Source organism: Arthrobacter sp. TE12231, from assembly GCF_054062895.1.
This window is the reverse complement of sequence record NZ_JBSSFS010000001.1, coordinates 2,505,852-2,530,402: the sequence shown is the minus strand read 5'-3', so window position 1 is coordinate 2,530,402 and position 24,551 is coordinate 2,505,852. Positions and strand designations below refer to the sequence as shown.

General features: G+C 67.6%; 16 protein-coding genes. 8 read left to right on the top strand and 8 right to left on the bottom strand.

All coding sequences use genetic code 11. From position 1 onward, the window contains the following. Positions 1 to 183: 183 nt before the first annotated feature. The 4 genes from ACVWYS_RS11445 to ACVWYS_RS11430 all read right to left on the bottom strand — a co-directional run bounded on the left by ACVWYS_RS11445 (position 184) and on the right by ACVWYS_RS11430 (position 5,739). Positions 184 to 534 (bottom strand): hypothetical protein, encoded by a 351-nt coding sequence (locus ACVWYS_RS11445; protein WP_456509755.1) that lies wholly within the window; start codon positions 532 to 534, stop codon positions 184 to 186. A 99-nt stretch (positions 535 to 633) separates the two neighbouring features. Then, positions 634 to 2,391 (bottom strand): 2-oxoglutarate dehydrogenase, E2 component, dihydrolipoamide succinyltransferase, encoded by a 1,758-nt coding sequence (gene sucB / locus ACVWYS_RS11440; protein WP_456509754.1) that lies wholly within the window; start codon positions 2,389 to 2,391, stop codon positions 634 to 636. Between the two features lie 127 nt (positions 2,392 to 2,518). Further along, complete coding sequence (gene lpdA / locus ACVWYS_RS11435; protein ID WP_456509753.1) at positions 2,519 to 3,904, bottom strand: dihydrolipoyl dehydrogenase; 1,386 nt, start codon at positions 3,902 to 3,904, stop codon at positions 2,519 to 2,521. Positions 3,905 to 4,197: 293 nt separating this feature from the next. Then, positions 4,198 to 5,739: a leucyl aminopeptidase gene (locus ACVWYS_RS11430; protein ID WP_456509752.1), complete on the bottom strand. Its 1,542-nt coding sequence runs from the start codon at positions 5,737 to 5,739 to the stop codon at positions 4,198 to 4,200. Between the two features lie 392 nt (positions 5,740 to 6,131). Here ACVWYS_RS11430 and ACVWYS_RS11425 point away from each other — a divergent pair, with 392 nt between their 5' ends. From ACVWYS_RS11425 to ACVWYS_RS11410, 4 genes are all read left to right on the top strand, one after another. Next, positions 6,132 to 7,070 (top strand): proteasome assembly chaperone family protein, encoded by a 939-nt coding sequence (locus tag ACVWYS_RS11425; protein WP_116768205.1) that lies wholly within the window; start codon positions 6,132 to 6,134, stop codon positions 7,068 to 7,070. A 35-nt stretch (positions 7,071 to 7,105) separates the two neighbouring features. Next, positions 7,106 to 8,437 carry an MFS transporter gene (locus ACVWYS_RS11420; protein ID WP_456509751.1) on the top strand — a complete coding sequence of 444 codons (1,332 nt, stop codon included), beginning with the start codon at positions 7,106 to 7,108 and terminating at the stop codon, positions 8,435 to 8,437. A gap of 103 nt (positions 8,438 to 8,540) precedes the next feature. After that, positions 8,541 to 9,920, top strand: coding sequence for a DUF4192 family protein (locus ACVWYS_RS11415; protein ID WP_456509750.1), 1,380 nt, complete (start codon positions 8,541 to 8,543; stop codon positions 9,918 to 9,920). A 265-nt stretch (positions 9,921 to 10,185) separates the two neighbouring features. Further along, positions 10,186 to 11,529, top strand: coding sequence for an RNA polymerase sigma factor (locus ACVWYS_RS11410; RefSeq protein WP_116768202.1), 1,344 nt, complete (start codon positions 10,186 to 10,188; stop codon positions 11,527 to 11,529). A gap of 272 nt (positions 11,530 to 11,801) precedes the next feature. Here the strand turns inward: ACVWYS_RS11410 and ACVWYS_RS11405 are convergent, their stop codons facing one another. Beyond that, positions 11,802 to 12,023 (bottom strand): DUF7455 domain-containing protein, encoded by a 222-nt coding sequence (locus tag ACVWYS_RS11405; RefSeq protein WP_026266251.1) that lies wholly within the window; start codon positions 12,021 to 12,023, stop codon positions 11,802 to 11,804. Between the two features lie 251 nt (positions 12,024 to 12,274). Here ACVWYS_RS11405 and ACVWYS_RS11400 point away from each other — a divergent pair, with 251 nt between their 5' ends. Beyond that, positions 12,275 to 14,383, top strand: coding sequence for a DNA gyrase/topoisomerase IV subunit B (locus ACVWYS_RS11400; RefSeq protein ID WP_116768201.1), 2,109 nt, complete (start codon positions 12,275 to 12,277; stop codon positions 14,381 to 14,383). A 44-nt stretch (positions 14,384 to 14,427) separates the two neighbouring features. Here ACVWYS_RS11400 and rox read toward each other — a convergent pair whose 3' ends face one another. The 3 genes from rox to ACVWYS_RS11385 form a co-directional block, all read right to left on the bottom strand. Further along, on the bottom strand, positions 14,428 to 15,888 hold the full coding sequence (rox, locus tag ACVWYS_RS11395; protein ID WP_456509749.1) for a rifampin monooxygenase: 1,461 nt from the start codon (positions 15,886 to 15,888) through the stop codon (positions 14,428 to 14,430). Between the two features lie 286 nt (positions 15,889 to 16,174). After that, positions 16,175 to 17,164, bottom strand: a complete 990-nt coding sequence (locus tag ACVWYS_RS11390) for a M56 family metallopeptidase (protein ID WP_456506988.1) — start codon at positions 17,162 to 17,164, stop codon at positions 16,175 to 16,177. 6 nt (positions 17,165 to 17,170) lie between these two features. Continuing rightward, complete coding sequence (locus tag ACVWYS_RS11385; protein WP_091256503.1) at positions 17,171 to 17,557, bottom strand: BlaI/MecI/CopY family transcriptional regulator; 387 nt, start codon at positions 17,555 to 17,557, stop codon at positions 17,171 to 17,173. Between the two features lie 412 nt (positions 17,558 to 17,969). Here ACVWYS_RS11385 and ACVWYS_RS11380 point away from each other — a divergent pair, with 412 nt between their 5' ends. From ACVWYS_RS11380 to cydD, 3 genes are all read left to right on the top strand, one after another. Next, the gene (locus ACVWYS_RS11380; RefSeq protein WP_344363411.1) at positions 17,970 to 19,571 is read left to right on the top strand and encodes a cytochrome ubiquinol oxidase subunit I; all 1,602 of its coding nucleotides are present in this window, start codon (positions 17,970 to 17,972) and stop codon (positions 19,569 to 19,571) included. A 63-nt stretch (positions 19,572 to 19,634) separates the two neighbouring features. Then, positions 19,635 to 20,684 carry a cytochrome d ubiquinol oxidase subunit II gene (gene cydB, locus ACVWYS_RS11375; protein WP_091256506.1) on the top strand — a complete coding sequence of 350 codons (1,050 nt, stop codon included), beginning with the start codon at positions 19,635 to 19,637 and terminating at the stop codon, positions 20,682 to 20,684. Positions 20,685 to 20,691: 7 nt separating this feature from the next. Then, on the top strand, positions 20,692 to 24,540 hold the full coding sequence (gene cydD / locus ACVWYS_RS11370) for a thiol reductant ABC exporter subunit CydD (protein ID WP_456506987.1): 3,849 nt from the start codon (positions 20,692 to 20,694) through the stop codon (positions 24,538 to 24,540). The last annotated feature ends 11 nt before the right edge of the window (positions 24,541 to 24,551 follow it).

Below are 24,551 nucleotides of genomic sequence, written 5' to 3'. Positions count from 1 at the left end.
TCCCACAGATCCGGCCAGCCGCCGGATCATCCGTGTCCATCCTAGGGATTCGGGGCCGCCTGCGCACGGGGGTTCCGCTGTCAGTGGATTATGACCGGGTCTGGCGGGTACTGCTTAACGACGGCGGCGCCGCACCCCTGTCTAGGGGTGCGGCGCCGTCGCCGTCGTTGACGTTGGGGACTGCTAGTTCCAGAGCGTGGCGACGGCAATGTTGATCAGCGCCATGCCGCCGACGGCGTGCGCCAGACCCTTGGGGACCTCAGCCCCGGAAGCAGCCTTCCGGTACCCGATGATGGCGGCCACCAGCACAACGATGGCGATCACCAATTTGACGGTGATCTTGAAGTAGTTGACCGGTTCGTGGGTGGCCCCCAGGATCCCTACGAGCGCCAGCCCCGTGACCAGCTGGGCAATAGCGCCGTACAGCTGAACCGGCAGGACGGTGGGCTTCTTGAAGGTGGCGAACCAGCCGCCGACGATCGCGGCGGCGCCCAAGACGTGCAGGAAGATCAGAATGTATTTAATAATGTCCATGGCACCAGCTTAGCGACAATCTGTCGGCAAACGACGGAGGGCACCTTCCGTCATGGAAGGTGCCCCCGGTTCACCGTGTTTCAGGCGGGCTGTTGCTCGTCAGAGGCCCAGGTCCGCTTCGAACGCGCCTTCTTCGAGGCGTGCCTTCAGCGTCTGCAGGAAGCGTCCTGCATCCGCGCCGTCCACCAGGCGGTGGTCGTACGTCAGGGAGAGGTACATCATGGAGCGGATGGCCAGCGAGTCATCGCCGTTCTCGTCCGAGACCACCACGGCGCGCTTGACGATCGCGCCGGTGCCCAGGATGGCGACCTGCGGCTGGTTGATGATCGGGGTGTCGAAGAGAGCGCCCACGGAACCGATGTTGGTGATGCTGAAGGTTCCGCCGGAGAGCTCGTCCGGGCCGATCTTGCCGTTGCGGGTGCGGTCCGCGACGTCGGCGATCTTGCCGGCCAGGCCGGCGAGGTTCAGGTTGCCGGCGTCGGCGATAACCGGCACCAGCAGGCCCTTGTCGGTGTCCACCGCAATCGCCAGGTGTTCGGCGTTGTGGTAGGTGATCTCCTGCTTGTCCTCGTCGTAGGAGGCGTTGATCTTCGGGTGCTGCTTCAGGGCCTCGGCGACAGCCTTGGCGATGAAGGGCAGGAAGGTCAGCTTGGAGCCGTTCTGGGCCTGGAAGGAGTTCTTGGCCTTGGCGCGCAGCTTGGCTACCTTGGTCATGTCAACCTCGTGGACCTGCGTCAGCTGGGTCGAGATGTCCAGGGACTCGCGCATGCGGCGGGCGATGACCTGGCGGATGCGCGGGGCCTTCTGCACGGTGCCGCGCAGGGAGGACACTGCGGCGGCCGGAGCGGCAGACGGGGCTGCGGCAGCAGCTCCCGCTGCAGCGGGGGCTGCCGGTGCGGCCTTCGCCTCGGCGGCGGCCAGCACATCCTGCTTGCGGATGCGGCCGCCGACGCCGGTGCCGGTCAGGGACGCGATGTCGACGCCTTGCTGGTTGGCCAGCTTGCGGACGAGGGGAGTGACATAGCCGGACTCTGCCGGCGCGGCAGCTTCTGCCTTAGCCGGAGCGGCGGGAGCTGCAGCGGCGGGCGCCGCGGCCGGTGCGGGAGCGGCTGCGGGAGCCGGAGCTGCTGCGGGAGTGGCTGCCGGAGCCGGGGCTGCTGCCGGAGCCGGGGCGGCTGCGGGAGCGGCTGCCGGAGCCGGGGCGGCTGCGGGAGCCGGTGCGGCGGGGGCTGCTGCGCCGGAACCGATGACGGCCAGGACGGAGCCGACCTCGGCGGTTTCGTCCTCGTTGACGCGGATTTCCAGGAGGGTTCCGGCGACGGGGGACGGGATTTCGGTGTCAACCTTGTCGGTGGAAACCTCGAGTAGCGGCTCGTCGACCTCCACGGTGTCGCCGACGCTCTTCAGCCAGCGGGTGACGGTGCCTTCGGTGACGCTCTCGCCCAGGGCCGGAAGCGTGACGTCGTGTCCTTCACCGGCGGGAGCAGAAACCGGGGCAGCGGCGGCAGCGGCAGGCGCCTCGGCCTCGGGGGCCGGAGCTTCCGCGGCCGACGGGGATGCTGCGGGGGCCTCTTCGGCGGGGGCTGCGGCCGGAGCTTCTGCGGCGGCCGGGGCGGCGTCGCCGGAGCCGATGCGGACCAGCGGGGCGCCGACTTCTGCGGTCTCGTCTTCGGCGACGAGGATTTCCTCAATCACGCCGGCAATCGGAGAGGGGATTTCGGTGTCTACTTTGTCGGTGGAAACCTCGAGCAGCGGCTCGTCCACCTCTACCCGGTCACCGACCTGCTTGAGCCAGCGGGTGACGGTTCCTTCGGTGACGCTCTCACCGAGGGCGGGCAAGTTAACGGATTCAGACATGTCGTCCCCGTTCTCCTTATTGATCTTTAGTGCGGATGATTGCTGCCTTGTTCGAGCTTAGTGCACCCGGCATTTTGGGCCGGGCGCACTAAGCACGGAGTTCTTGCGATGGTGCGGGCGGAGATGCCTAGCCGTGGAGGGGTTTGCCCGCCAGCGCCAGGTGCGCCTCGCCCAGGGATTCGTTCTGGGTCGGGTGGGCGTGGACCAGCTGGGCCACGTCCTCGGGGTAGGCTTCCCAGTTCACGATCAGCTGGGCCTCGCCGATCTGCTCGCCCATGCGGGAGCCGATCATGTGGACGCCGACGACGGGGCCGTCCTTCTGGCGGACCAGCTTCACGATGCCGCTAGTGCCCAGGATGGAGCTCTTGCCGTTGCCGGCGAGGTTGTATTCCTGGGTTTCGACCTGGTCGTCACCGAACTTGGCCTTGGCGGCTGCCTCGGTGTAGCCGACCGTCGCGATTTCGGGCTCGGCGTAGGTGACTTTGGGGATGTTGACGTCTTCGACGACCACCGGCTTCAGGCCGGCGATTTCTTCGGCGACGAAGATGCCCTGCTGGTAGCCGCGGTGGGCCAACTGGACGCCCGGGACGATGTCGCCGACGGCGTAGATGTTGCCAACACCGGTGTGCAGGCGCTCGTTGGTGATGACGAAGCCGCGGTCGATGGTGACGCCGGCCTCTTCGTAGCCGAGGTTGGCCGTGACGGGGCCGCGGCCCACGGCCACGAGCAGGAGATCGGCCTCGAAGGTCTTGCCGTCGACGAGGGTGACCTTGACGCCCTCGGCGTTCTGCTCCACGCCCTGGAAGAACACGCCGGTGGAGAACTTGATGCCGCGCTTCTTGAAGGCGCGCTCAAAGTTCTTGACGATGGCGGCGTCCTCGTTCGGGACGAGGGAGGGCAGGCCTTCGACGATGGTGACGTCGACGCCGAAGGACTTCCAGACGGAAGCGAACTCGACGCCGATCACGCCGCCGCCCAGGATGATCGCGCTCTGGGGGATGTAATCCATGGTGAGGGCTTCGTCGGACGTGATGACCTTGCCGCCGATTTCCAGGCCCGGCAGGGTGCGGGAGTAGGAGCCGGTGGCGAGGACGATGTTCTTGCCCTTGTAGGCGGTGCCGTTCACGACGATGGTGTCGGCGCCCTGGAGCTTGCCCTCACCCTCGATGACGGTGATGCCCTTCTTGGACTTGATCAGTCCCTGCAGGCCCTTGAACTTGCCGGCAATGATGCCGTCCTTGTAGGCGTTGACGGCCGTGATGTCGATGCTGTCGAGGGTCACGTTCACGCCGTACTTTGAGGAGTCACGGGCGTGGTCTGCCAGCTCCGCGGAGTGCAGGAGCGCCTTGGTCGGGATGCAGCCGTTGTGCAGGCAGGTGCCGCCGAGTTTGGCCTTTTCGATGAGGCCGACGGTGAGGCCAAGCTGGACGGCACGCAGAGCGGTGGCGTAGCCGCCGCTGCCGCCGCCGAGTACCAGGATGTCGAATTCTTGCGCAGTTGCCTGATCGGCCACTAAAACGCTCCCTCGCGTGAACGATGACGCGAGAGTACGCATCATCTGGTCTTGAAACTTGCCTGCCGTGATTATGCCAGCAGGCCCGTTCCCTTTCATTTGTGACTACTTCTTGGGGTCTATCGTCGTTCACCTTAGCGAACCACTTATACATGCTCCACCTTGTCGCGGTGTTTGTGGAGCGCTTGTGTCCAGTGTCACGCGGCTTTGTGGCCGAGGCATCAGGGCCCCGGCCACAGAGCGGCGTGGGTGCGGACCGCCGTGGTGTCAGGCGGTGCTGTTGGACGGTGCTGTTAGGCGGAAGCCTTCAGCAGGTCTTCGACGTACGCCACCAGAGTGCGGACGGTGCAGCCGGTGCCCTGCTTGTGGTTGTAACCGTAGGGGCTGCCGTTATTGAACGACGGTCCGGCGATGTCGATGTGGGCCCAGGGGATCTGTTCGCCGTCCTTGCCCTTGCCGACGAATTCGCGCAGGAACACGGCAGCGGTCATCATGCCGCCGTGGCGTTCGCCGATGTTGGCGATGTCCGCGACCTGCGAGTCGAGGCTGGGGCGCAGTTCTTCGGGCAGCGGCATGGGCCAGACGAGCTCGCCCGCACGGTCCGCGGCGGCCTTGATGGCGCCGGTGACGGAGCCGGAGCCCATGACGCCGGCGGTGCGGTCTCCCAGGGCGATCAGCTGCGCGCCGGTAAGGGTGGCGACGTCAATGATCGCGTCCGGGAACTCCTGGCTCGCTGCAACGATGCCGTCGGCCATGACCAGGCGGCCCTCGGCGTCGGTGTTCAGGACCTCGACGGTCTTGCCGCCGAACATCGTGAGGACGTCGGCGGGACGCTGGGCAGCGCCGGAGGGCATGTTTTCCGCAATGCACAGCCAGGCGGTCGCCTTGACCGGCAGGCCGAGGCCTGCGATGGCCAGCACGGTGTTAAGGACGACGGCGGCCCCGGCCATGTCGCTCTTCATGTCACCCATGCCGAGGGCAGGCTTGATGGAAATGCCCCCGGTGTCAAAGGTGATGCCCTTGCCCACGAGGGCGATCTTGGCCGTGGCCTTGGCCGGGGCGTACTCCACCTTCACGAGGCGCGGCTGGCGGGTGGAGCCCTTGCCGACACCGAGGATGCCGCCGAAGCCCTCCTTCTCGAGGCGCTTCTCGTCCCAGACGGTCACCTTGACGGGCAAGCCCTTGGACAGCTCCTTGGCGGCGTCGGCGAAGGACTCGGGGTAGAGGTGGCTCGGCGGCTGGTTGACCAGGGTGCGGGTCGCGTTCACGGCCGTGCCGATCAGGGACGCCCGGTCCAGGACCGGCTGCAGTGCCTTGTCCGCGGCGAAGTCGGTCAGGATGGCGACGTTCTTCACCGGGTCCTTGAGCCCGTTCTGGGAGGACCGGAACTCCGTGTAGGAGTAGGCGCCCATTGCCGCGCCCTCGGCGACGGCGGCGACCTCGGCGAGGGTCGTCGTCGGAAGTGCCAGGGTGACGGTGGTGACGCCGGCCAGCTGGCGGACCGCCGAGCCGGCGGCGCGGCGCAGCGCCTCCTCGCTGAGCGGCTGCTTCGCTGAACCCTTGTTCGCGGGCAGCTTGCCGACGCCGGCGAGCAGCAGAATGGTGGCCCCCGCCTCGGGCAGGCCGGGCAGGCGGTGGGCCTGGTCGGCCGCGCCGGTGATGCCAAGAACGCTCAGTGATTCCGCCAGGGCCTCAGCGGCCTTGGCCGTCAGCGGATTGTCGAGCAATACCGGGCCGTCCGGACCCTGCCCGACGCCGATGACGAGGGCATCGCTGGGGGACTTCTTTAGGTCCCCTGCGACTGCACTAAGTTTGACTTCACTATTCTTGACCACGAGGACAGTCCTCAATTCTCTGTGATGTTTCTCGGTGATATTCGGCAGGAACTGCATGTTCGGCGCCCTGCCGCGGATCCCGGGCCGCCGTCGTTCTGGGACGCAACCCGGTGTCTGCAAGCAAGCCCTAGGGCCAGTTCCGATCGTAGTCTCTCCCGAGTCCGGACTTTCAATCGAATGAGAGCTGGAGCACACCCGGGGCAGGAATTAGCCCGGACGCCGGGGCGTTGTACTGTTAGCGGCGCTGCCGTGCGGTGAGTGCCCTGTGGACTGGCCGTCGGGTTCTGCATGATTCCGCGGGCTCTGCCTGATCGTCCGGAACCTGCGTGGCTGTCCGGACGACGGACCGCGACCCGCAACTCCTGCCGCCGCCATCGTGAAAGGAACACGCCGTGATTGAACGGATTTCCGGCTCTCTGCTGGACCCCCAGTCGCTCTATATCCGTGATGACGCGCTGTTCTCCAGCCCCGAACTGCACGGACTCAACCTCGTCATGGGGTTCACCGGCTTCGCTGACGCCGGCCACGTGGTCCGGCAGATCACCGCCGAGCTGTTGGACACGCTCGATTCCGAGATGATCGCCCAGTTCGACGCCGACCAGCTGATCGACTACCGGTCCCGGCGTCCGCAAGTTAGCTTCGTCGAGGACCACCTGCAGGATTACCAGGCCCCGAGCCTGGCGCTCTACCGCCTGGTCGACGGGCTGGGCAGCCCCTTCCTGTTCCTTGCCGGGTTCGAGCCGGACCTGCAATGGGAGCGCTTCGCACGCGCCGTCGTCGGCATCGTCGAGGAACTCGACGTCAACCTCGTCGCCTGGATCCATTCGATCCCGATGCCCGTGCCCCACACCCGGCCGGTCGGTGTGACCGTGCACGGCAACCGGCCGGAACTGATCGAGGGAATCTCCGTGTGGAAGCCCACCGTGGAGGTTCCTGCCGCCGTGGGCCACATCCTGGAGCTGCGTCTGACGGAGGCCGGCCGGAACATCGCCGGCTATGTCATCCATGTGCCGCATTACCTGGCCGAAGCCGAATACCCCACGGCCGCCGTTGCCGGACTCGAGTACCTGGGCGCGGCCACCTCCCTCATGCTGCCGACGGACCGTCTGCGCGAGGCCGGACGTGAGGTGGGCCGGCAGATCGCCGAGCAGATTGAGGCGTCCGAAGAGGTCCAGCAGGTGGTCTCCCGGCTGGAGTCCCGGTATGACGAAAAGGCCGAGGGGACTGTCCGGCGGTCGCTGCTGGCCGACGAGAACGACCAAATCCCCAACGCCGATGCCCTGGGGGCCGCCGTCGAGGCGTACTTGGCCCGTAAAGAACCCGGCGAATAAATACTATTTATCAACAAGCCGGGCATAATAGGGGAGTGACCTCCCCCCGCGCCTGGCTGATTTGGATCATCGGGATCTTTGCGTATCTCGTGGCGGTCAGCCAGCGCACCTCGTTCGGGGTGGTCGGCCTGGAGGCCACGGAACGCTTCCATGCCAGCGCGGCCGAAATTTCCTTCTTCACTGTGCTGCAGCTCCTGGTCTACGCCGCGCTGCAGATTCCGGTGGGCATCCTCGTGGATCGGTACGGCTCCCGCGCCATGCTGGCAGGCGGCGGCATCCTGATGGGGCTCGGCCAGCTGCAGCTCGCGTTTGCCGACAACATCCCCGGCGGTGTTCTGGGACGTGTCCTGGTGGGTGCCGGCGACGCCATGACGTTCATCTCCGTCATCCGGCTTATTCCGCTCTGGTTTGCGCCGGGGCGCGTGCCGCTACTGACGCAGCTGACGGGCATGTCCGGACAGCTGGGCCAGCTGTTCAGCGTGGTGCCGTTCGCCATGATCCTGCACTCCGCGGGGTGGACGCCTGCCTTCCTGACGCTCGCCGGGATGTCCGGCATCGCCGTCGTGCTGGTCCTGCTGTTGCTTCAGGACCTCCCGCCCGGGCACCCGGCCCCGCCGCCGTCCCAGGGCCTGCGCGCCACCGGAATTTCGCTGGGGCACGCCTGGCGGCAGCCCGGGACCCGGCTGGGGCTGTGGAGCCACTTCACCGTCCAGTTCAGCGGCACGGTGTTTGCCATGACCTGGGGCTACCCCTTCCTGATTTCCGCCCAGGGGCTGGACCGGGGAACCGTCTCCGGCCTCATGTCCCTCTACGTGGCCGCCGCCATTGCCGCCGGCCCCCTCATGGGCAGGTTCGTTGCCCGACATCCGCTGCGCCGTTCCACGATGGTGCTCCTGATTTCCGGCTGCACCGCTGCGGCATGGGCGGCCGTCCTGCTGCTGCCGGGACGATCTCCGCTCTGGCTCCTGGCTGTCCTTGTGGTGACGCTGGCCGTCGGCGGGCCCGGTTCGATGATCGGCTTCGACTTCGCCCGGACCTTCAACCCGGCGCACCGGCTCGGGACCGCCACCGGAATTGTCAACGTGGGCGGCTTCATCGCCGCCCTGGTGTCCATCTACCTCATTGGGCTGGTCCTCGACGTCCTTTACGCCAGCGGTTTCTCCCGGGGCGAGCTCTACGGCCTGGATCCCTTCCGCGTCGCCCTCAGCGTCCAGTTCCTCCTGCTGGCCGGGGGAGCCTGCGCCACCATCGTTACCCGGCGGAAGGTCCGGCGCCAGATGGCGGCCCGAGGGGTCACGGTTCCGCCGCTGCTGAAATCCCTCGCCAAGCAGCGCAAGCTCGTCGCGGAGCGCCGCCGCACGCCCTGAGTAGCGGTTTGGTGTGTTGGCTGCCCGGCGCAACGCCCTGAAGTTATCCACATAGCGCAGAACGGGACTCCCGCAGCGATCCGGCCGTCGCGAAGCTTGGCTTATGACAGCTCCCGATCATTTGAGAATTTCCGGCCCTGAAGACATCCTTGGCTTCATCCCTCACTCCCTGGGCTACTGGCCCGAGAACAGCCTCGTGGCCATGACCATGGAAGGCAAACGGCTCGGAGCCACCTTGCGGGTCGACCTCCCCACGCTCGGCGGTGGCGTCGTCGGCGGCCGCAGCGGCGGAGGAGGGGGCAATACCGCGGCCCCGGGACGCGCTGGCGCCGGGTCCAGACGGCGTTCCGGCTCAGGCCGGAGCGACGCGCTGGCCGGCTTTGCGCGAAATGTCGTGTCCTACTTGCAGGCGGACGACGCCGCCGATGGTTCGCTGCTGGCCTTCTTCACTGATACGGATACCAACAGCGACGACGGCCGCCTTGGGTTGGCGGTCCTGCTCAAAGAACTCGAACTTGCCCTGGAGGCGGCCGGAATGCCCGTGAGGGACGCGTGGGTAATTGGCGCGGAGTTCTGGCGCAACGCCTACTGCAGCGATCCGGACTGCTGTGTGCCGCCCGGCCGGCCGATCGAGCAGATCACGAACAGCAAACTCAATGCCGAGATGGTTTTCCGCGGCAGCAGTGTAGGCGAGGCCCCCGGAGCGCAGGACACCAAGCCGGCGCCGCGGCCCGTGGACCCTGCGGTCCGTACGGCCGAGTTCGGCTGGGCTGCGCAATTCTCCTCGCGACGGCGGGACCGGGCCCAATTCGCCCAGGTGCTTGATGTCTGGACGATGGTGATGCAGGCGGCCGCGCAGTCGCCCGACCTGACACCGGAACTGACCGGCTACCTACGGGCCAGCCTTTGCATCCCGTCATGGCGGGACGCAGTGCTCGTGATGGCGGCGGCCGGCCGGCCGGCGGCCGAACGCGGCGCTGAAGACTTCGGCATGTTCGACCCGGAAGCCGGATCAGCCTTCCGGCCCGGAACCAACTCTTCTCCAGGGCCAGGACCAACGCCCAGTCCCATTCCAGGACCGACGCCTTCCGACGGCCAGCCGGCCGGTGGCGCCGACGCTGGCCCAGTCCCGGATGCCGGCCCGGGCGCCGACACGCTTCCCGGCTACGGGGAGGTCCTGCTCGGGCTGGCCCCGTCGGTCCCGGACTGGGCCCTGATGGTCGGGCTTGAGCGGGTCCTGCAACTGCTGGGAAGTCTCGGCGGCGGTGAGTCGACCGCAGCCGCCGTGACGGCAAGGGGCTGGATTGAATGGTGCCGCGGACGGGGTTCCTACGCCGACGCCCTGTATCGGCAGGCACTGCAGGACTATCCGGGATACAGATTGGCGGAACTGCTGGCAGAACTTGGCCGGCGCGGCACCCTTTGCGGCTGGGCAGCCAGACGGGAGGCAGCATGGCAGAAGTTTGCGCCGGACGCGGCGTGAGGAGTCGCCGCAATATTGTGGACCCGCCGCCCCGAAAGGCACCTCCGGAGAAAACCGTGAGACAATAGTTGCCGAGACCCGGTTGGGTCCGTGTATCAAGTGCCCGCAATGAACCTTGGAAACAGGGAACATTCCGGCCGCCCCAGCAGTTCTACTTAGTGGCTCTGCTGGTCGTGGTTGCATCTGATGTTGAACACGGACTTGACAGGGTCATAGTGGTGTTGCCCGTATGGCGATCCGCAGACCGCAGCTAGAAAGGTTTTCAGTGACCCCGTCTTCCGCGAAGAAGGAACCCGCCGACCAGGCCGAAATGTCCCCCGACGAGAAGAAGGCGGCGACCAACGCCAAGCGCGCCGCCACGCGTGCAGCCAACAAGGCTGTCAAAGACGCCGCTTCCGCCGAGGGCGGCGACACCGTAACCGGAGTCGCCAAGCCTGAGCCCAAGAAGCGCGGGCCCAAGCCCGGCGCCAAAGCCGCGGCAGAGGCCGCCGGCAAATCAGCCAGTGAGCACGGCGACGACGATGACGTCGACGTCGAAGAGGACCTCGACGACATCACGCCCGATGCTGCCGAACTCGGCGACGAGGTAGAAGGCGAAGAGGCTCCCGGCAAGGCCGCAGCGGCCACCGGCTCCGGCTTCGTCTACTCCGATGCCGATGACGACGACGCCCCGGTGCAGCAGGTCATGTCCGCCGGCGCCACCGCCGACCCCGTCAAGGACTACCTGAAGCAGATCGGCAAGGTCGCCCTGCTGAACGCTGAGCAGGAAGTGGACCTGGCCCTGCGGATCGAGGCCGGCCTCTTCGCCGAGGAAAAGATCGCCGCCGACGACGGCACGATGGATCCGAAGCTCAAGCGTGAGCTTGAATTCGTCATCCACGACGGCAAGCGTGCCAAGAACCACCTGCTGGAAGCCAACCTCCGCCTCGTGGTCTCGCTGGCCAAGCGCTACACCGGCCGCGGCATGCTGTTCCTGGACCTGATCCAGGAAGGCAACCTGGGCCTGATCCGTGCGGTCGAGAAGTTCGACTACACGAAGGGCTTCAAGTTCTCCACCTACGCCACGTGGTGGATCCGCCAGGCGATCACCCGCGCCATGGCCGACCAGGCCCGCACCATCCGCATCCCGGTGCACATGGTGGAAGTCATCAACAAGCTGGCCCGCGTCCAGCGCCAGATGCTGCAGGACCTCGGCCGCGAACCCACGCCGGAGGAGCTGGCCCTCGAACTGGACATGACCCCGGAAAAGGTCGTTGAGGTCCAGAAATACGGCCGCGAGCCCATCTCCCTGCACACTCCGCTTGGCGAGGACGGCGACTCCGAATTCGGTGACCTCATCGAGGACTCCGAAGCCGTGGTTCCCGCGGATGCCGTGAGCTTCACCCTGCTGCAGGAACAGCTGCACTCGGTGCTGGACACGTTGTCAGAGCGCGAAGCCGGTGTGGTCGCCATGCGCTTCGGCCTCACCGACGGACAGCCGAAGACTTTAGACGAAATCGGCAAGGTCTACGGTGTGACGCGCGAGCGCATCCGCCAGATCGAATCCAAGACCATGTCCAAGCTGCGGCACCCGTCGCGCTCACAGGTCCTGCGCGACTACCTGGACTAACGGCCGCACACCAGCCGCAGGCTGGGAGCAGTCCACACCAACGCGGGGTCACATCCCGCCCGCCGCCTGGCGGGCCGGATGTGACCCCGCGTTGGTGTCTTGCCTGAGTGGTTTTGCAGGATCAGGGGTCCCTTCGCACTAACTCGCGTTTAACGAACGAGGACCCCTCCGAATCGGAGAGGTCCTTGTTCACTAGTTGTTCAGTAGTCCCAGAGTTCAGTAATCTCAGGTCGCTGAAGACCCGGCCAGGCGCCGAGCCGGAAACCGGGGATCTAGTCGACCGGAACCGGGGCCTTCTGGTGAAGGCGGTCTGTCTCGTCGTGCCAGTCTGAGCTGAGCGGCTTGAGTGTCGGCTCTACGGCGCGTGCGTGGTGGCCGCAGAAAAGAAGCTCACCGCCGGAGGCTCCGAGAACAACCCGGACATATGCCTGTGCTCCGCAACGATCGCACCGGTCTGCGGCGGTCAGTGTGCGGTCCGCAACTGCTGTTGTCATGTTCGGCCTCCTTAGTAGATCGGTATATCTATATAACCAGTATTCGTGGCCAAACCATCGCCGGGATGGCCCACTTTCGCTGTCCGCGTATCACGTCTCAGTAACGGGGAAGCCCCGCACGGTCCTTCCGGGGAGTGGCAGATCGGCGAGGACCCTGACTCCGACTAACCTAGGAAGAGCGCTAAACACTGTGACAGCCGGCCTGCGCACGCTGCAGGGGCCGTCCCCGTCTTGTAAGGAGTTCACGACCCGTGGCACCCAGTTCTGATTACACCGCCCGGCACCTTTCCGTGCTGGAGGGCCTTGAGGCCGTCCGCAAGCGCCCGGGCATGTACATCGGCTCCACGGATTCCCGCGGACTCATGCACTGCCTCTGGGAGATCATCGACAACTCCGTCGACGAGGCCCTCGCCGGCTTCGGCCACGACATCAAGATCATCCTGCACGCGGACAACTCGGTGGAGATTCACGACGACGGCCGCGGCATCCCCGTGGACGTCGAACCGAAAACCGGGCTGACCGGCGTCGAAGTGGTTTTCACCAAACTGCACGCCGGCGGAAAGTTCGGCGGCGGTTCCTACACGGCTTCGGGCGGCCTGCACGGCGTGGGCGCCTCCGTCGTCAACGCCCTGTCGGCACGCCTCGACGTCGAGGTGGACCGTGGCGGCAAGATCTACAAGATGTCCTTCCGCCGCGGCGAGCCGGGCCGCTTCAAGGACCCGGGCACTAAGCCGGATCCGGCCTCGGTCTTCGAACCGTTCGTGGACGGCTCCGTGCTCGACGTCGTCGGCAAGGCCAAGCGCGGAATGACGGGAACGCGGATCCGTTACTGGGCCGACCGGCAGATCTTCACGCCCGACGCCAAATTCTCCTACGAGGACCTCGCCGCGCGTGCCCGCCAGACCTCGTTCCTGGTCCCCGGGCTGAAGCTCACGGTCCGGGACGAACGCAGGCTTGCCGGCACCCCGGGCGAAGCGGGCCCGCATGAGGAAGTCTTCCACCACGACGGCGGCATCGCCGAGTTTGTCGACTTCCTCGCCGCTGACCCGGCCATCACCGACATCTGGCGCCTGCACGGCGCCGGCAAATTCAAGGAAACAGTGCCCGTCCTCGACGAGCGGGGGCACAGCCAGCTCGCGGAGGTGGAGCGCGACTGCGAAGTCGACGTCGCCCTGCGCTGGGGGATCGGCTACGACAGCACGGTCCGCACCTTCGTCAACATCATCTCCACGCCGAAGGGCGGCACCCACCAGTCCGGCTTCGAGCAGGCACTGCTGAAGACCTTCCGCAAGGCGATCGAGACCAATGCCCGCAAACTCAAAGCAGGCAACGACAAGATCGAAAAGGACGACATCTTCGCCGGCCTGACGGCAGTCCTGACCGTCCGGCTGGCCGAGCCGCAGTTCGAGGGCCAGACCAAGGAAATCCTGGGCACGTCGGCCGTGCGGGCCATCGTGGCCAAGGTGGTGGAGCAGGAGATCACCGCACGGCTGACCTCCTCAAACCGCAACGACAAAGCCCAGTCGGCGCTGCTGCTGGAAAAGGTCGTCAGCGAGATGAAGTCCCGCATCTCGGCGCGCGTCCACAAGGAAACCCAGCGCCGCAAGAATGCACTGGAAACCTCCTCCATGCCGACCAAGCTTGCCGACTGCCGCACGGACGACGTCGCGCGGTCCGAACTGTTCATCGTCGAGGGTGACTCCGCGCTCGGCACTGCCAAACTGGCAAGGTCCTCAGATTTCCAGGCCCTCCTGCCGATCCGCGGCAAGATCCTCAACGTCCAGAAGGCGTCCGTCGGGGACATGCTCTCCAACGCCGAGTGCGCGGCCCTGATCCAGGTGGTGGGCGCAGGCTCGGGCCGGACGTTCGACATCAGTGCGGCCCGGTACGGCAAGGTGATCCTCATGACCGACGCCGACGTCGACGGCGCCCACATCCGGACGCTGCTGCTGACGCTCTTCTTCCGCTACATGCGGCCCATGATCGATGAGGGCCGCGTCTTTGCCGCCGTCCCGCCGCTGCACCGGGTGGAGGTCATCAACGCCGGCCAGAAGGCCAACGAGATGATCTACACCTACTCCGAGGCCGAGCTCCACGTCCTGCTGGCGAGGCTCGCCAAGGAGGGCAAGCGCTACAAGGAGCCGATCCAGCGCTACAAGGGCCTGGGCGAGATGGACGCCGAGCAGCTGGCAGAAACCACCATGGATCCGCGCCACCGGACGCTCCGCAAGGTCGGAATCGACAACGCCAAGCAGGCCGAAGAAGTCTTCGACCTCCTCATGGGCTCCGACGTGGCACCGCGCAAGGACTTCATCATTGCCGGCGCCGCAAGCCTGGACCGGGAGCGCATCGACGCCTGACCGGACCCGGGACACAAAAACCCCGTTCGTCGTCGATCATCACGTCAGCCATGGCGATCGTGAACGCCTCCGACGTCCGCGGAGGCGGCTCCGAACCATGTCGGCAGGTGGTGGAGCAGGTCTTTTTGGTCATCGCCGATCCATGCGACGTGGCCGTCTGGCCGGAGCAGGACCGCGGGCGCGTCCAGTTCACCGCTGACGTCCACGACGTGGTCGATCCGATCCTGCCATCCCGCCACGGAGAGTTCGCCGGTCTGGTCCAGCAGGAGCCCGCGGCCTTCGCGGGTGAGCTCGTAGAGGCGGCCCCGCGACAGAGGGATGTCGCGCAGTCGCCTGCCGAGAAGCTCAGGTCCTTCGCCGAAGTCGTAGCGGACCCCGATCGCGGTGACCTTCTCCGCCAGGAAACGGCGGACGTCCTCAAAGTCCATCAGCGCAGTCAGCAGCCGGCGCACGGCCTGCGGGCCCGGCTCGGGGGAGAGCAGTTCGCTCTGGGCGCGGGTGATGGTGAGCACGTCCTCGGCGACCGGGTGACGCTCGGCGTAATAGGTGTCCAGCAGCCCGCCCGGTGCCCACCCGTTGACCTCGGCGGCGAGCTTCCAGCCGAGGTTGAAGGCGTCCTGGATGCCGAGGTTCAAACCCTGCCCTCCCAGCGGCGGGTGGACGTGCGCCGCGTCGCCGGCGAGAAGTACCCGGTCCACTCGGTATCGTTCGGCAAGCCGGGTGGCGTCGCTGAAACGGGATAGCGAGCGTGGTGAGTGGACGCCGAAGTCGGTGCCCGCGTACGCCCGCAGCTGCGTCCGGAACTCCGCCAGGGTCGGCGGGACCGAGCGATCCTCGGCCACGGTCGCCGCGGGTACGACGGCGCGGTACAGGCCGTTTCCGGCGGGGCCGATGCCGAACCCCTTGTGGGTCTTGCGCACCTCGTCCGCCACTTCAGCCAGCTCGTCCGGCGGCGCGGTCACCTCGACCTCGCCGAGGAGCCACTCCGTGTTGGCGGGCTCGCCGGGGAAGCCAACGCCGAGCAGCCTGCGCACCAGGCTGCGTCCCCCGTCGCAGCCGACCAGCCATCGGGAGCGCAGCCGTGTGCCGTCGGCGAGCCCGACGCTCACCCCGTCCCCGTCCTGCTCTACACCCGTCACCTCGGAGCCGCGGCGGATCTGCGCACCGAGCTCGACGGCGCGCTCGGCCAGCAGGCGATCGGTGACCGGCTGGGGGATGCCGAGGACGTAGCCGTGTGCGGTGTCCAAATTCGCCGGCCGGGGTTTATCGATCGCGGCGAAGCGGCCTACGCCGCCGGGATACTGCTGCCCGTGTGCGAGGAAACGGTCCAGCAGCCCGCGTTGGTCCATGATCTCAATGCTGCGCGGGTGCAGGCCAAGCGAGCGGACAGTCTCGCTCGGCTCCGCGTCCTTCTCCAGCACGAGCACGTCCACGTCGTACAGCCGCAACTCGCTGGCCAGCATCATCCCCGTCGGCCCGCCGCCGCTAATGATCACGTCGAACATGTGAAACCCCAATCCAAGAAATCACCTTCCGGCCTGCGGCCCCGAATCGCGGAATCGCCCGGAGCAGTCCCCATTTCCTCGGGTATTTTGGCCGCGACTCACTATTCTGGCCGTTGGCAGGGGCCTTGCGGCAAGTCCCCTGGCGAGCTATAACCTGAAAAGGGCAAGGAGATTAATTCTCCTTGCCCTTCGCATGTGCGGGAGCGGTGTTGCGAGGACGCTGCTCATCGCCCGCATGCCTGCCACGACGCCTTCCGTGCAGACGCCTTCCGAAAATGACAGAGCTTCAGCCGAGCAGGCCGGGGACCAATAACAGAGCCGTCGGCAGGGCCAGCAGCAGTACGCAGGCTGCCAGGACGGCCGCGCGCAGGGCATCCGGAAGCGGGGGCTGGGGCGAGAGCAGGCGGCTGACGCGGGACGCCGTCGTGCCTGCCGAGCCGGTGCCCCCGGTGGCGCCGGGCTGGCTTGGGTCGGCGTCGGGCAGGCCGGGTTCGCCGAATGCCAGGCGCGTCGCCGGGGCCGTCGGGGAGCCGCTGGCCACGATCGCGATTGCCTTGATGAGAGTGGCTTTGCTCTCGGTCTTGAGGGCGACGTCGTCGGCCAGCATTTCGATCAGGGAGTTGACCGAATCCTGGGCCAGCCGAGTGGTGGGGAGCCACGGCAGGGCCTGGCGCCACGCGGCGAAGGCCCACAGCAGGAGATGGTGGCGCTGGCTCAAATGCGCGTTCTCATGGATCAGGACCGCACGGAGCTCAGCGGGTTCCAGCGCGGCCATGAGCCCGTCGGAGAGAACAGTCACGGAGCGTGCGCCGCCGGGCAGGCAGTAGGCCACGGGGGAGTCCACGTTGAGGACCACCGTTCGCGGCCCGTCGGCGGACGGCGAGGCGAGCAGGTCCAGCAGTTCCCGGTGGCGCCGGCGCTGGCGCTGGATCTTGTAGTAGGTCAGCAGCAGCGTGAAAACGAGATGCGCCGTCAGCAGGGCCGCGGCGGAGAGCGCAAAGATGTGCCAGAAGCCCAGATCCGTGGTGGGGGCATTGTTGAACACCATCCCCGCCAGTGCGCGCAGGCCGGAAAGCAGGTTGTCCCCGACCGGCTCAAGCCCGTAGACGAGCATCGCGCCGATCATGGACAGGCCACCGGCAAGGGCGATCGCCTGCCACAGCAGCATCGCCGTGAAGGGGGAGCGTGCCGGCCACTGGGCACGCGAGAGGAGGATAGGCACCGGCCAGGCCAGTGCTATCGCCAGGACCGCCAGAAAATATGAGGTCCAGAACATCGGGCGCTAGCTGCGGCCCAGCAGCTTGCGCAGGGTTTCTGCCTCGTTGTCCGTGACGGAACCAATGAACCGGGCCAGGACGGCCTCGCGGTCCGGGGCCGAGCCGAGGACCTCGTGCATGAGTTCCGCGGTGTGGTCCGCGCGGCTGGAAACGGCCTGGTAGCGGTGCGGTCGGGTGCCGCGTTCGCGCTCCACGAGGCCCTTCCGCTCGAGGCGGGAGAGCACGGTCAGCACCGTGGTGACCGCTAGGTCCTTGCCCTCGTGGCCGGCGGTGCCGTCCTGGGGGTGGGTGCTCTGCGCGAGGAGATCCCGCAGGGTATTGGCTGTCGCAGCTTCTTGACCTGCCCAGAGCAGGTCCATCACTGCCCGTTCCAGTTCACCGAGACTTGCCATTCCGTACATCCTTCTATGCCTGCCGCACCGGCGTCGTGCTGGGGAAAAGCTGGTGCCTGCCGGGGCGGTGTATGTGAATACGTTGTTATAAATTTACCGTGTTTTGCACATTCTTTCTACATGAAGTAGAACACGGCCGTCCGGCGTGTCGGGTGGCGCGCCCGGCAGCACCGACGGCGGCGGTCCAACGGCGGCTTGCGGCCTCGGATGTCGGCCGCCGGTGGCGGCCCCCAACGGCGGACCGAGGGTGCCGGGCCCGCCGCCGGAGCGGGGGCTGTCCGGCCCATTGCGGGCCATGACGCCCCGTGGGAGTCTGGTTTACGACGAAGTGCCGATGTGTTCTACACTCTGTAGAAGTATCACTTCTACAGAGTGTAGAAGTTGCTCGAGCCTAGCTAAAGTAGGGACTGCCTTGGACGCCTTGGAAATCGCACGCTGGCAATTCGGAATCACCACGGTCTACCACTTCATGATGGTGCCGCTCACGATCGGCCTTGGCCTGGTGGTGGCTGTGATCCAGACGCTCTGGTACCGCACCGGCAAGCCGGAGTATCTCCGCATGACCAAGTTCTGGGGCAAGCTCTTCCTGATCAACTTCATCATGGGCGTCGCCACGGGAATCGTGCAGGAATTCCAGTTCGGCATGGCCTGGAGCGAGTACAGCCGCTTTGTCGGCGACGTGTTCGGCGCCCCGCTGGCCATGGAAGCGCTCTTGGCCTTCTTCGTCGAGTCGACATTCCTGGGCCTGTGGATCTTCGGCTGGAAGCAACTCAAGCCCGGCCTCCACCTGGCCTGCCTCTGGATCGCCGTGATCGGTTCTGTCTTCTCGGCGTACTTCATCATCGTGGCCAACAGCTGGATGCAGCACCCGGTCGGCGTACAAATGGTCAATGGCCGGCCCGTCATGACCGATGCCTGGGCCGTCTTCACGAACAACACCGCCCTTGTTGCCGTGCCCCACACCCTCTTCGGTGCCCTCGCCGTCGCCGGAGCCTTCCTCCTCGGCATCGCCTGGTACCACCTGTGGCGCCGCCGCCACGACGGGATCGACACCATCGGGACCGACGGCAAAGTGATTCCCGGCGAAGCCCCCGGAATCCCCGGACGGGACCGCAACGACCACACTGTGTGGATCCGCTCGCTGCGCATCGGAGCCGTCGTCGCCATGATTTCCTTTGCGGGCACCGCTGTCACCGGGGATCTGCAGGGCAAGCTCATGTTCGAACAGCAGCCCATGAAGATGGCCGCCGCCGAGGCAGCCTGCCACGACGGCACCGGGTTCTCGGTCCTCAGCGTCGGCAACCTCGGTTCCAAGAACTGCAACGACATCGTCGCTGTGATCGAGGTTCCCGGCATCCTGTCCTTCCTGGCCAAGGGCGACTTCAGCACCGAGGTCAAGGGCGTCAACAGCCTGCTGGACGAGTACAAGGCCAAGTACGGCACCACCCTGCCGGACAACCCCATCTACGGGGACCGCGCGGGCCAGCCCATCCAGTACGTTCCGGTCATGGAAGTCACCTACTGGGGCTTCCGCATGATGATCGGCTTTGGTGGCATCGCCGCCCTCGCGGCCCTCGTGGCCCTCTGGGCCACCCGCAAGGGAACCGTGCCGGCCTCCCGGGGCCTCATGCGCCTGGCGGTGTTCGGCATCCTCGCACCATTCGGCGCCAATGCCGCTGGCTGGATCTTCACCGAGATGGGCCGCCAGCCGTTCGTCGTCGCCCCGAACCCTGACCCCAGCGGCATCGATCAGGTCTTCATGTTCACCGCCGCCGCTGTCTCACCGGGTGTGTCCGCCGGCGAGATCCTGACCTCCCTCGTCGTGCTGACCACCATCTATGCCGTGCTGCTGGTGGTCGAGGTCAAGCTCCTGGTCAAATACATCCGCGGCGGTGTGGCCGCGGCTATGCCGGAACTCGCACACGCCCCGGCGGACGAGTCGGAGGGCGGCACGCCCCCGGGCGGCACACCGGGCACGCCCGAGGGCGACGACGTCCTGGCGTTCGCCTACTAAGCGCCCGCTCAGCAACCCACCTATTCAGCAACCCCACACGAAGAAGCGCAGAGGATTCTCAGCATGGAACTGCTACCCACCATCTGGTTCATTGCCATCGCGGTGCTGTGGACGGGCTATCTCTTTCTCGAGGGCTTCGACCTCGGCGTCGGCATGCTGATGAAGGGTTTCGCCCGGAACAACACTGAGCGCCGCGTCCTGATCAATACGATCGGCCCGGTCTGGGACGGCAACGAGGTCTGGCTCCTGACCGCCGGGGGTGCCACCTTCGCGGCCTTCCCGCTGTGGTACGCCTCGCTGTTCTCCGCGCTGTACCTGCCGCTCCTGCTGGTCCTCGTGGCGCTCATCTTCCGTGCGGTCGCCTTCGAATACCGCGGCAAGGTGGACAACCCGAAGTGGCGCGCCCGCTGGGACTGGGCCATCTCGGCCGGTTCCTTCGTCGCGGCCTTCGGTGTCGGCGCCGCGCTGGCGCTGACCACCACTGGGCTGCCGATTGATGCCAACGGCGACCGCGTGGGCGGACCGTTCGCCTGGTTCAGCGGTTATGCCGTGCTTGGCGGTCTCGCCGTCGTCGGGTTCTCCCTCCTGCACGGGCTCGGGTTCCTGGCGCTGAAGACCGACGGCGAGGTCCGTCACCGGGCGCGGGCGTGGTTCGTCCGGCTCCTGCCCGTACTGCTGCTGCCCATCGCCGGCTGGGCCGTGAGCCTGCAGCTGCTCAGCGGCGAGGCCTGGACCATGGCCGCCGTCGTCGCAGCCGTCGTGGCAGCAGTACTCGCCTGGAACTTCGCCCGCAAGGGTGCCGAGGGCCGTGCCTTCATGTCGCTCGGGGCGTTCCTCCTGCTCGGCAGCGCATCCATCTTCGGTGCCGCGTTCCCCGTGGTGATGCCGTCCACCCTGGATCCCGCATTCAACCTGACAGTCACCAACGCCTCGTCCTCGGACTACACCCTGGGCCTGATGAGCATCGTGGCCTGCATCGGGCTGCCACTCGTCCTGGCATACCAGGCCTGGACGTACTGGGTGTTCCGGCGCCGGGTAAGCGCCGCACACATCCCCGAGGCCCACAGCTTCCTGCCCGCGATTGCCGCCAAAGCGCTCGCACCGAAGGACTAGCTGCCTGATGAAACCGTTCCCCGCCGGCCCCGCAACCCGTTCCGCGCTCTACCTGCTGGGCCTGCTGGCCGCACTGAAGGCCCTATCGCTCGTGCTGATGGCGCAGGCTGTCGCATCGATGCTCGCCGGTCTCGCGGCGCATGATCCGGCCTGGGCCGACCAGCTCGTCCTCGGGGTGGCCGGAGCCGTGCTGCGCTCACTGACCGTGTGGGCCCAGTCGGTGGCCTCGCGCCGGGCGGCGCTGGGGGTGAAGGAGGAGCTCCGCTCGCAACTTCTGGAGCGGGCGCTGAGGAGCGGGACACGGTCGGCGGGCCCGGCCGACGGCGGCCTCGCTGTCCTCGCCACCCGGGGGCTGGATGCCCTGGACAACTACTACACCCAGTTTCTGCCCGCGCTGGTGAACTGCGCGGCCATCCCGCTGCTGCTGGGGGCGCGCATCCTGTTCGCCGATTGGATCAGCGCAGTGGTGATCGTGTTGACGGTGCCGTTGGTGCCCCTGTTTATGGTGCTGATTGGACGGTACACCGAGGACCGGGTCCGGGAAGCCCAGTCGGCGCTGGCCCGGCTCTCCGGCCACATGCTCGAACTCGCCAAGGGCCTGCCCGTCCTGGTTGGCCTGGGCCGGGCCACGGCCCAGCGCAAGGCACTCGAGGATATGTCCGAGGAATACCGTTCCCGGACCATGGGGACTTTGCGTACGGCCTTCCTCTCCGCCCTGGCCTTGGAGCTCATCGCGACGATTTCCGTGGCAGTGGTTGCCGTGTTTATCGGCGTCCGACTGGTGCACGGCGACATGGCGCTGGAGGCCGGACTGCTGGCGCTCATCCTGGCCCCCGACTGCTACCTGCCGCTCCGGGAACTCGGCACTGCACACCACGCGAGCGACGAAGGCCGGGCCGCGCTCGCCGAAACCACCGCGGTCCTCGCGGATCCGGGAGCCTCGCCGCTGATGCCGACTCCGGCCGCTGGAGCCGCCGCAGGAGCTGAGGGACAGTCCGCTGACCTGACCGCGGCTGGCGTCCCGGCCGGAGGGCCGCCTGCCGTCGCCGTGGACGGGCTGACGGTCCGTTTCGGCGGACGCACGGAAGCCGCCGTCGGGCCGCTGAGCCTCACCGCAGATGCCGGCCGTATCACGGCCCTTGACGGGCCCAGCGGCGCCGGAAAGAGTACGGTGCTCGGTGTCCTCGCGGGTACTGTCGGGACGGGCGCAAGCACCGTCGTGTCGGGGCACATCGGAGGATTCACGACGGCGGAGGTCGCCTGGGTGCCACAGCACCCTGTCATGGTGGCACCCACCGTACTGGACGAGGTCCGCCTGTACCTCGGCATTCCCGCCTACGGACCCGACGCCGCCGCGGCCGGCACTCCGGGCAGTGCTGCTACGGCCAGAATGTCCGTGAGGACTCCGGCGGGTACTTCTGCCAATCCTCCGGCTGGGTCGGAGGGCGATGCGGCGGCACTGCGGTGCCTTGCCGCCGTGGCCGCGGAGCATCTGGCGGCCAAACACCCGGCCGAGTTGAGCCCGGGGGAGCTGCGGCGGGTGGCGCTGGCGCGCGGGCTGGCGCGGATCGAAGCCGGCGCCACCGTACTACTCCTGGACGAGCCGACCGCCCACCTGGACCGGAGTTCCGCCACAGTGGTTACCGGGGCCCTCGCCGGGCTCCGGGGACGGGTCACCGTGCTGCTCGTCGCGCACGACCGGCAGACCCGGGAGCTGGCCGACAGGCTCGTCGCGGTTGCTCCACACGGCGGAGGACACCGCGGCATTGAGCATACGGACCGCGTGGCGCTGACGGCATCCGCGGGGGGAGACACGGACGTGCACGCTGCAGCAATCGTGCCGCCGTCGACCGTCCGTGCTGCGGCGGCAGCGCCTGTTGCGGTATCGGCGTCGACTGCGGCGACTGTGCCGGACCGGAGGACCGTGCCGGCCGCAGCAACTAGCGTCGGACGGGCCCCCGTCGCTGAACCGGACCCGATGCGGACCGGAGCGGCGCCCGGGACGCCGGCCGCCCCATCAGCCGAGTCAGCCCCGCACGCCGGCTCGGTCGTGGCCCGGCTGGGCCGGCTGCTGGCACCGGTGGCGGGCCGGTTTGCCGCCGCCGGAGCCGTGGGCACGCTGGCGGCCCTCTTCGCCGTCGCCCTCGCCGGCCTGTCCGGCTGGCTGATCATCCGTGCCAGCGAACAGCCACCCATTCTCTACCTGCTGACGGCGATCGTCGGCGTGCGGTTCTTCGGAGTCGGCCGGGCGGGCCTGCGGTACGCCGAACGGCTGCTCCTGCACGATGCCGTCTTCGCCGCCCTAACCAGGCTCCGGGGCCGGCTTTGGGAATCGCTGAGCCGCCGCGCCCTGTCCTTGCGCCGGCTTCTGCAGGGCGGCAACGTCCTGGGCACGGTGGTGGACGACGTCGATACCCTCCGTGATCTCCTTCCCCGCGTCGTCCTGCCGCCCGTCACCGCTGTCGCTGTCGCCGTGACCGCAGTGGTCGGCATCGGCTTCCTGCTCCCGGCGGCGCTTCCGGCCGTGGCCGCAGCGGCGCTGCTGAGCATTATCGTGGCCCCCGCCCTTGCATTGGCGGCCGACCGCATGTCCGCCGGCACCGAACAGCAGCTCCGCTCCGGCGTGCTCCGAGACGTCGCCGCCGCCCTGGACGCCCGCGCAGAACTTCACGCCAACGGAGTGACCGCTCCCGTGCTGGGTGCCATCAGCAGGGCCGACCGGTCGGCGACAGCGGCCTCGCAGCGGTCGGCCTGGGCGGAAGGCCTCGGCCAGTCGCTGACCGTCCTGGCCTGTGCCGGCGCAGCGTTGGCCAGCGCCGTACTGGCCGCCCCGCTGGCTCTTAGCGGCGCGGTCGAACCGGCGACGGTCGCCGTCGTCGTGCTCGTGCAACTCGCTTTGGTGGACCCCTACGCGGCCATCACAACGGGCGTGCGGCAGTTCCCGGCGCTGCGCGCCGTGTTGCGGCGCATCAGCAACGCAGGAGTCCTGGACGCGGGGGCTGACAGCGGACCGGAAGGCGGCGAAGTCGCCGACGGCGGGCTGGTTCCTAGGGCGGCACGGCCCGACGGGGAGCCCGGGATCGAGCTGGTTGACCTCGCCGCCGGGTGGCCTGGCGGCGGCAACGTCTTTACCGGGCTCACGGCCGCGGCCGGCCCGGGACGCTGGCTTGCCGTCACTGGCGCATCCGGATCAGGCAAGTCCACGCTGCTCGCTGTGGCCCTGGGTTTCCTCCCGGCAACCAGTGGCCACCTGTTTTTGACCGGCCGCGCGGCCTGGTGCCCGCAGGAGGCCCATCTGTTCGACTCCACCATCCGAGGCAACCTTCTGTTGGCGCGGCCAGGGGCGGCTGTGGAGACAGAGTCCGGCCGCGGCAACACGTCTGGAGATGCCGCGCGGGCCCGAGATGCCGCGCGGGGCCGGGAAGCCGCCGCGCCCTCAGGAGGCGCCGCGGCCGCCGGCGGCGGAGCGCCAGCCGGAAGTGACGAGCAGATGCGGGCTGCGCTCGACGCCGTGGGGCTCGGCCCGGTGCTGGCCCGGCTTGAGGACGGCCTGGACACCCGGATCGGACCGGGCGGGGCGTTCCTCAGCGGCGGGGAGCGCCAGCGCCTGGCCGTCGCACGGACGCTCATGACCGGGGCCGATGTCATCCTGCTCGATGAACCGACGGCGCACCTCGACGCGGAGGCCGGACGGCTCATGCTGGCCGAGTTGCGGGACGGCCTGAAGGACCGCACGGTGGTCCTCGTAACGCACAACCCGGACGATATCGACGTCGCTGATATCTGTCTGGACCTCGACGCCGCGGCTGCCCTTGGCACGAATCCGGCTGCGGCGGCGGTGCTGGCGCGGGGGTAGGGTGCCCGTTA

Excerpts from the sequence above, each read along its gene's own strand:
- ACVWYS_RS11445 (WP_456509755.1), bottom strand. The coding sequence starts at position 534 with ATGGACATTATTAAATACATTCTGATCTTCCTGCACGTCTTGGGCGCC.
- sucB (WP_456509754.1), bottom strand. The coding sequence starts at position 2,391 with ATGTCTGAATCCGTTAACTTGCCCGCCCTCGGTGAGAGCGTCACCGAA.
- ACVWYS_RS11415 (WP_456509750.1), top strand. The coding sequence starts at position 8,541 with ATGACAGCTCCCGATCATTTGAGAATTTCCGGCCCTGAAGACATCCTT.
- ACVWYS_RS11405 (WP_026266251.1), bottom strand. The coding sequence starts at position 12,023 with ATGACAACAGCAGTTGCGGACCGCACACTGACCGCCGCAGACCGGTGC.
- rox (WP_456509749.1), bottom strand. The coding sequence starts at position 15,888 with ATGTTCGACGTGATCATTAGCGGCGGCGGGCCGACGGGGATGATGCTG.
- ACVWYS_RS11390 (WP_456506988.1), bottom strand. The coding sequence starts at position 17,164 with ATGTTCTGGACCTCATATTTTCTGGCGGTCCTGGCGATAGCACTGGCC.
- ACVWYS_RS11385 (WP_091256503.1), bottom strand. The coding sequence starts at position 17,557 with ATGGCAAGTCTCGGTGAACTGGAACGGGCAGTGATGGACCTGCTCTGG.
- cydB (WP_091256506.1), top strand. The coding sequence starts at position 19,635 with ATGGAACTGCTACCCACCATCTGGTTCATTGCCATCGCGGTGCTGTGG.
- cydD (WP_456506987.1), top strand. The coding sequence starts at position 20,692 with ATGAAACCGTTCCCCGCCGGCCCCGCAACCCGTTCCGCGCTCTACCTG.